General features: G+C 47.7%; 5 protein-coding genes. All 5 read left to right on the forward strand.

Annotated features, from left to right (window positions below; translation table 11 throughout):
• Positions 1 to 1,152 (forward strand): FecR family protein (locus tag VIP81_RS20685; RefSeq protein ID WP_331965641.1); only part of this gene is annotated, 1,152 nt, incomplete at its 5' end.
• 240 nt (positions 1,153 to 1,392) lie between these two features.
• The gene (locus VIP81_RS20690) at positions 1,393 to 4,779 is read left to right on the forward strand and encodes a TonB-dependent receptor (protein WP_331965644.1); all 3,387 of its coding nucleotides are present in this window, start codon (positions 1,393 to 1,395) and stop codon (positions 4,777 to 4,779) included.
• Positions 4,780 to 4,800: 21 nt separating this feature from the next.
• Positions 4,801 to 6,699, forward strand: coding sequence for a RagB/SusD family nutrient uptake outer membrane protein (locus VIP81_RS20695; protein ID WP_331965647.1), 1,899 nt, complete (start codon positions 4,801 to 4,803; stop codon positions 6,697 to 6,699).
• Positions 6,700 to 6,729: 30 nt separating this feature from the next.
• The gene (locus VIP81_RS20700; RefSeq protein WP_331965650.1) at positions 6,730 to 7,896 is read left to right on the forward strand and encodes a DUF5000 domain-containing lipoprotein; all 1,167 of its coding nucleotides are present in this window, start codon (positions 6,730 to 6,732) and stop codon (positions 7,894 to 7,896) included.
• A gap of 25 nt (positions 7,897 to 7,921) precedes the next feature.
• Positions 7,922 to 8,797: DUF4998 domain-containing protein (locus VIP81_RS20705; RefSeq protein WP_331965653.1), on the forward strand; the 876-nt coding region annotated here is incomplete at its 3' end.

Consider the following 8,797-nt stretch of genomic DNA (forward strand, 5'->3'; position numbering starts at 1 on the left):
CGTTTCCGATACCTGTTCAGTCGATACTATTCCGGGCTATCCACGCCGGAAGAACAACAGGAATTTATGTTCCTGGTAGAACAGGCCGAACACGACGAAGAACTTAAGCAACTACTGGATGAACGCCTGCTGGATGCGGACGACATCGGCGCCATGCCCGATGATACCGCCGCCAACATGCTGCAGCGAATCATGCAAACGGCTCCTGCCCATACAACGCCAACGCCTATCCGGGCCATACCGGTTTGGAAACGCGCTGCTATTGCAGCATCTGTACTGGCGGCCATGGCTGTTACCGGGTATAAACTGTACCAGAAAAGCAGCGTGACCGATATGCCCATTGCCAGCAACCACGCCGCCAAACCTAAAAATGAAAAGGCCAGACTGGTACTCGGTGATAACTCGGTGATTGACCTCGAAAAAACAGATACCACCACGATGGCGGTGCAATCAGGGGTATCTGTGAACCAAACCGGCAACCTCCTTTCTTATAACAACGCCCGTCCGGATATAACGCCTACCGTTAATACGATTTATACCAACAAAGGTGGCACCTACCAGGTAGTACTGCCCGACGGCACTAAAGCCTGGCTCAACGCCGCTTCCTCCATCCGCTTCCCTACTGCGTTTACAGATAGCACCCGGGAAGTAAGTATACAGGGTGAAGTTTATTTTGAAATAGCCCAGCAAGCCAGCCAGCCTTTTATTGTAAAAACCAATACCATGAAAATAGCGGTACTGGGCACTCACTTCAATGTAATGGCCTATGAAGAGGAAAAAGCTATTTGCACCTCCTTGCTGGAAGGAGCGGTGAACGTGATCAGTGGTGCCTCGGTAAAACGTATGCAGCCCGGGCAACAGGCCCTTGTCAACAGGGAGCATAATGGTATCAGCATCAGCAACGCAGATGTAAATGCTGCCATCGCCTGGAAAGAAGGCCGCTTTGAGTTCAACGGCAACATCCAGACTATTATGCGCGAACTGGCACGCTGGTACGATGTGCAGGTGATCTATGAAGGCGACATCACCGATAAAGCCTTTGCTGCTACCTTTTCCAGACAGGATAGTCTTCCTGACATACTCGAACAATTAGCATTAACAGGTACCATACATTTCAATATCACCGACAACACCATTACCGTAAGTCCTTAAAAAAAAAACCTACAATCGATAGTTATGAAAACAATAATCAGTCAACCAAAATCAACAATAGCGTAATTAAACACGACATCAGGCAGTGAATAATCACAGACGACGACGGGCGTCCGGGCGTAGCTATGCCTTGATCCGCCGGAAATCTATTCATCTTTTCAAAAACAAATGATGCATTCTTTTAAAAAAGTCCGCCTTCAATGCCGGCGCATTCCATCAAACCAAAAACTAATTCGCTGTATGAAATTCACGTTCGTATTGCTTTTGTCCGTGGTGCTGCAGGCTAACGCCAACGGATATGCGCAACCCGTTACCCTGCACGTAAAAGCAGCTTCCCTCATGGAAGTGTTCAAAACCATCCGGCAACAAACAGGATATGTATTTGTCTTTGACCTGCAGATGATGGACAATGCCAAACCAGTGAACTGCTCACAAGACGGCGCTCCCCTGGAACGCGTACTGGATGACATCTTCCGGGATCAACCCTTCGGCTATTCCATCGTTAAAAAAACGATTATCATCAAAAAGAAAAACACCCCTACTTCCAAAGCTCCTGAAGCGGCCCGCATTAAAATAAAAGGGCAGGTAACAGAAAGTAATGGCAATCCTATTATAGGCGTTACCGTGGTCAATAAGTCGGGGCGTTCCAATGCCCTCACAGACGATCTGGGTATTTTTACGATTGAAGCCAATCTCGGCGATAGCCTGTTGTTCACCATGATCGGTATGATCCCGCAAACGGTGGCCGTAAAAAATGATAAGCTCATTAAGATAGTGATGCAGGCGAAAATATCGGATGTAGGCGAAGTAGTGGTGGTAGCTTATGGTACGCAGAAAAAAGCCAGTATGGTGAGCGCGGTAACCAGCATCAATCCCAAAGAGCTGAAAGGGCCTACCAGCAACCTGACCACCATGTTAGCCGGTCGCCTGTCGGGCGTTATCTCCTACCAGCGCAGTGGCGAACCGGGTAGAGACAATGCCAGCTTCTTCATCAGGGGTATTACCACTTTTGGTACGGGTAAAGTGGACCCGCTGATCCTCATTGATGGCATGGAATCCAGCACCAATGACCTGGCCCGCTTACAGCCAGATGATATTGCCGGTTTTTCTATTTTGAAAGATGCCACCGCATCCTCCCTGTACGGCGCCAGAGGCGCCAACGGCGTGGTATTGGTGACTACCAAATCAGGCGTGGAAGCAAAAACTTCTTTCAACGTACGCTTCGAAAATTCGATCTCCAGCAATACCCGCAACTTTAAGTTTGCAGACAACATCACTTATATGAACCTGGCCAACGAAGCGGTGCTCACCAGGAACCCGCTGCGGGATGTACAGTATTCACAATCCAAAATAGACCATACTGCTGCCGCCGATGATCCATTGCTGTATCCAAATAATAACTGGATCAAACAACTGATCAAAGACTACACCATTAACCAGCGCACCAACTTTAACCTGAAAGGTGGTGGAAAAGTAGCCCAGTTCTATGTGGCGGGAACTTACAATGTAGACAATGGTATATTGAACGTAGACAAGCGGAATAATTTTAACAACAACATCAAACTAAAAAATTACTCGCTCCGTTCCAATGTTAATATAAACCTCACTCCCACTACCACCGCCATTGTACGTACCTACGGCCAGTTCGACGAATACAACGGACCAGTAGGTGGCGGCGGCTCTTTATTTTCCCAAACCATTTGGGCCAACCCGGTGATGTTTCCGGCGGTGTATCCTGCCAGTTACGCACCTGAACTGAAACATCCATTGTTTGGTAACGCCGTAAAACCCGGGAACAGCAGCACTCCCGGCGATGGCGGCAACCTCTATAACAATCCATACGCCAATTCCGTTTCCGGTTATTCGCAATACAATACTTCAACCCTGCTCGTACAGGCAGAATTAAAACAGGACTTCAAGTTCCTGCTACCAGGATTAACTGCCAGAATGATGACCTACACGGAACGTTATTCTTATTTTGACCTGACCCGTCAATACAGCCCCTATTTCTATACCATGAAATATGGTCCGTATGATAAAACACCTCAACTGACTTCGCTCAACACCAATGGTACAGAATACCTGAGTTATAGTCCCGGTACCAAAACAATGACCACCACCACTTACATGGAAGCTGCATTGAACTATAACCAGGAATTTAATAAAGTACACAGCGTTTCCGGTATGCTCATCGGGTTATTCCGTAACTACCTCACCGCTAATGCCGGCTCGCTGCAGTCGTCATTACCACACCGCAATCAGGGCATTTCCGGCCGTTTCACCTATGGCTACGATAACCGCTACCTGACAGAATTCAACTTCGGCTACAATGGCTCCGAAAGATTTGCCAGCAACCACCGCTTCGGATTTTTCCCATCCGCAGGTATCGCGTGGAATATGCAGGAAGAAAAATTCTTTGAACCACTGAAACATACCATCGATAAACTGAAGCTGAGAGCTACTTACGGCATCGTAGGCAATGACCAGATCGGTAATGATAATGATCGCTTCTTTTACCTGTCTGAAGTAAATATGAACGACGGCAACAAGGGCGGCTTTTTCGGAGAAAGAGGAGAATACTATCGCAACGGTATTTCTGTGAGCCGGTATGAAAACCGCGACATTACCTGGGAACAATCCTATAAAACAAACCTCGGTCTGGAACTCGGCTTGTTCAATGCCGTAAACATACAACTGGACGTGTACCAGGAACACCGTAAAAATATCCTGATGACGCGCAGCACCATTCCCACCACCATGGGACTCAGTGCCTCCACGCAGGCGAATGTGGGCGAAGCTTCCGGTAAAGGAGTGGATCTCGCGCTCGACTATACGAAAAGTTTTAACAACAATGCCTTCGTACAATTCCGTGGTAACTTCACCTATGCTACCAGTAAACTGCTGGTCAATGAAGAACCGACCTACCCCGAAGCGTACCGCTCACGTGTAGGACAATCGCTCTCCCAGAACTTTGGCTACATCGCAGAACGTTTGTTTGTAGATGACCAGGAAGTAGCCAACTCCGCTTACCAGAACTGGGGCCAGGTGGTGATGGGCGGCGATATTAAATATCATGATGTAAACGGCGATGGTCAGATTAACAGCGCAGATGCGGTACCTATTGGATTGCCCACTACACCGGAAATCACTTATGGCTTTGGATTTTCCTTTGGTTACAAACAGGTAGATCTGAGTTTCTTCTTCCAGGGTTCTGCCAGGTCTTCTTTCTGGATAGATTCTTACAGCACCTCTCCCTTTGTACTGAATGGCGGCGGCCAGCACGGCTTGTTGCAGTCTATTGCTGACGATCACTGGAGTGAAAGCAACAGAAATCTCTATGCTTTCTGGCCGCGACTGAGCGATTATTTTGTGGCCAACAACAATCAGTCCTCCACCTGGTGGATGCGCAGCGGCAACTTCCTGCGGTTAAAGTCAGTGGAGATGGGATACACTTTCCCCAAACATTTGCTGGATCGTGTACGCATGAGCACCGCCCGCATTTATGCCAACGCCTCCAACCTTTTTGTACTCAGCAAATTTAAAACCTGGGACCCTGAAATGGGTGGTAACGGCCTCGGATATCCGGTACAACGCGTAATAAATCTGGGCATTAACCTGGGACTTTGATTCATCGTTTAACTGTGCAAAATGAAACATACGATTACTACATTATATAGCCGCTCATTCCGCCAAAAAGCACTGCGTATATTGCTATGCGTGATGCTGCTGCAGCTGACTGCCTGCAAAAAATTCCTGGATGTGGTGCCAGATAACGTGGCCACCATCGACAACGCATTTACCATGCGCGCAGAAGCAGAAAAATATCTTTTCACCTGCTATTCTTATCTCCCCAAGTCAGCCGACTTTGGCTCCAATCCTGCCCTGCTGGCCGGCGATGAATTCTGGATGGTACGCCCCTACAGCACCAGTGAAGCACCCTGGCAAATTGCCCAGGGCTTCCTCAGTGCCAATGTGATTTATATGTCTTACTGGAGTTATTGTTTCATGGGGCTCCGCGATTGCAATATCTTCCTCGACAATATCAATAAAGTGGTAGATATGCGCCAGCCGGAAAAAGACCGCTGGATCGCCGAAGTGAAATTCCTCAAGGCGTACTATCATTGGGTATTGCTTCGTCAGTATGGTCCTATTCCTATTGTAGATCATAATCTTCCTATCTCCAGTCCGATAGAAGAAACCCAGGTACCACGCCTGCACGTAGATACCGTTTTTAATTACATTTCCCGGTTGCTGGATACAGCTGCTGCCGGATTACCGGAAATCATTGCCGACAGATCTACGGAACTGGGACGCATCACCAAACCTATTGCACTGGCCATCAAAGCACGCATACTCGTTACTGCTGCCAGTCCTTTATTCAATGGCAACCCCGATTATACCGGCTTTAAAAATTATGATGGTAGCGCCCTGTTTAATCCTGCATATAATCCTAACAAATGGAAAATAGCGGCCGACGCCTGTAAAGCCGCTATCACCGAATGCGAAAACATGGGCATGTTGTTATATACTTTCAATGAGCTGGGAGTGAATCTTTCCGATACCATGACCCGGCAAATGTCGCTGCGCAATGTAGTTTGCCAGGAATGGAACCCGGAAATTATCTGGAATAATTCCAACTCCATGAACTACGACCTGCAACGGCAAATGATGCCCCGCCTCGATCCTGCCCGCATCGGCAACGAGTCAGTACTGGGCAGCGTAGCACCTACCATGAAAATAGCAGAACAGTTTTATACCGACAAAGGCGTGCCTATCAATGAAGATAATACCTGGGACTACGCCGGCCGCACTAAGCTAAGAACGGCTACCAAAGCAGAAGGAGAACTCATCATGGAAGGTTACACCACCGCCTCCCTGCACTTCAACCGCGAGCCTCGCTTCTATGCTGATCTTGCATTTGATGGCTCCATGTGGACCATGCAGAAAAAAACATTCCATATAGAATCGAAAGCCGGACAATGGCAAACCAGGAAAAATATTTATGATAATAATGTGACCGGCTATTTCTGTAAAAAAATGATCAACTGGAAAAACGAAATACTGGAAGGTCAGGGCCTGTATATCCTGCAATACAGCTGGCCGGAAATGCGCCTGGCAGACCTCTATCTCTTATACGCAGAAGCGATCAACGAACAAAGTGGCCCCGATCCGGAAGCCTTTAAATACATCGATAAAGTAAGAGCACGCGCAGGACTGCCTACCGTGCAAACTGCCTGGACCAACTACTCCAAACAACCCGGAAAATTCCAGACCAAAGAAGGGCTGCGTCAGATCATTCACCAGGAAAGACTGATAGAACTCGCATTCGAAGGCGCCCGGTTCTGGGACCTGCGCCGCTGGAAAAAAAGTATGGACGAAATGAATAAATCCGTTACCGGATGGGATGTAGACCAGTCAGATCCGGCCTTCTACTACCGCATCAGAACATTGTTCCGTCAAACGTTCCAGACCCGCAATTATTTCTGGCCCCTCGACAACTGGGACCTGCTGAATAATCCCAAGCTGGTGCAAAACTTTGGATGGTAACATTTTTCACTTACTTAAACAGCCGATAACATGAAACCATATAACTTTTTAATGCTGCTCACCGGCGCTATGCTCCTGCTGGTAGCCGCCTGTCAGAAAGAAACACATGCACCCATTAATACCAGTGGCGACAAACCGGATATTCTCCAAAACCTGAACGTCACCAATATGCCGGGTGCAGCAAAAATCAGTTACAGTTTGCCGGACAACAGGGATGTCCTGTACGTGAAGGCCGTATACAATATCAAATCCGGGGAACGACGTGAAATAAGATCATCTTACTATAATAACTACCTCGTTGTTGATGGCTTTGGCGATTCGCTCGCTCACGACATCTCGCTGTATGTGGTAAGTCGCAATGAAATAGCCTCCGATCCGGTAGTTACAAAAGTAAAACCATTGGCACCGCCCATGGTGACCGTTCGCAGTTCATTAATCGTAAAAGAAGATTTCGGCGGCATCAACATTTCTTTTACCAACGATACCAAAGCCGATCTGGCCATTGTTACACTCACCACAGATTCGGCCGGTGTATTTGGTCCTGCCGATGTACACTACACCAAACTGGAAGGTGGTAATTATTCGGTGAGAGGTTTTTCTTCCACCAAAAGAAAGTTTGGTTTTTATGTAAGAGATCATTGGGGCAATCAGTCAGATACCCTGTTGCAGGAACTCACTCCTTACTTTGAAAAGCTGCTCGACAAAGCTACTTTCCGGGAAGTAAAATTACCGGGAGATACAGACTTTGGTTGGGGCTATCCTATCTCCGGTTTATGGAACGGCACCATGTGGCACTCCGCCGATAAACTGGATGGCTTCCCGATGTCTATCACTTTCGACCTGGGCGTAACGGCACAGTTAAGCCGTATTGCTTTATGGCAGCGTCCCAATGAATGGATTTACCTGCAAAACAATGTGCGCAAATTTGAAATCTGGGGATCTACCAACCCCGCCTCCGATGGCAGCTGGGAAAGCTGGACACGTTTAGTAGAACATACCGTTATCAAACCTTCCGGATTACCAGTAGGACAAAAAACACAGGACGACATCGACGCCAGCATTGCCGGCGAACAAATGACCGTGCCACTGAACGCACCGGCAGTAAGATATATACGCCTGAAAATTTTGCGTACATGGACAGATGGCGGTTATGCCGCGAACATCCAGGAAATGAAATTCTGGGGTAACGACAAATGATGATCATCTACCTAAAAAAAAAGTTATGCGCACATTAAGCTATATCATAGGTTGCCTGCTGTTATTCTCAGCCTGCCGCAAACAAGACGATTATAAAAAATTTATAGAGAAAGGGGAAATATTGTACACCGGCAAAGCCGACTCCCTCCTGGTTCGCCCGGGACGTAACCGCGTAGAACTTTCCTGGCTGCTCATCGCAGACCCGAAAGTAAGTCGCTCTAAAATTTACTGGAACAACCGGAGAGACTCCGCCAGCATAGATATTAAACGTACCTCCGGTGTAGACACGATCCGTTTTGTAATTGGTAACCTCGAAGAAAGAGCTTACAGCTTCGAAGTATTTAACTTCGATAAAGATGGTAACATTTCTGTACGCACAGAAGCGAATGGTTTTGTGTATGGCAGTTTGTATGAAGATGCACTACTCACCAGGGCATTAGGCAGTGCGGAAATGAAAAACGGTCATGCAGAGATACCCTGGGCAGACATTGATACCAGCGGCGGTATCATTGGTATGCAGCTGCAATACACTACCAGTGATCAGGTGCAGCATGATACCATTCTTCCCGCAGAAGCGGAATCGCAGATAACTGTTCTGGAAAATTATTTGTCGGCCAGCAGCTTCCGTTATCGTACGCTCTACTTACCAGACCCGCTGGCAGTAGATACTTTTTATACCACTTTTACCACCGCCAGCGTGAAAGAAGATATAACGGCCACGTTTATACGAAATCCCGGCGCTCCTTTTATCAGAGATGCAGCACAAATGCCCGGCGGCCGTTTCGGGCAGCTGAAAGACTGGCAATACAACAGCGAAGCGGGCAGAAATGGCACCTATGATGAAATAGGTGGCCAGGGCCGGCTCACGCTCTGGATCTGGGATAACGGTACCATCACCAAT

The sequence above is a fragment of the Chitinophaga sp. genome (assembly GCF_036566945.1).
Classification (GTDB): Bacteria; Bacteroidota; Bacteroidia; order Chitinophagales; family Chitinophagaceae; genus Chitinophaga.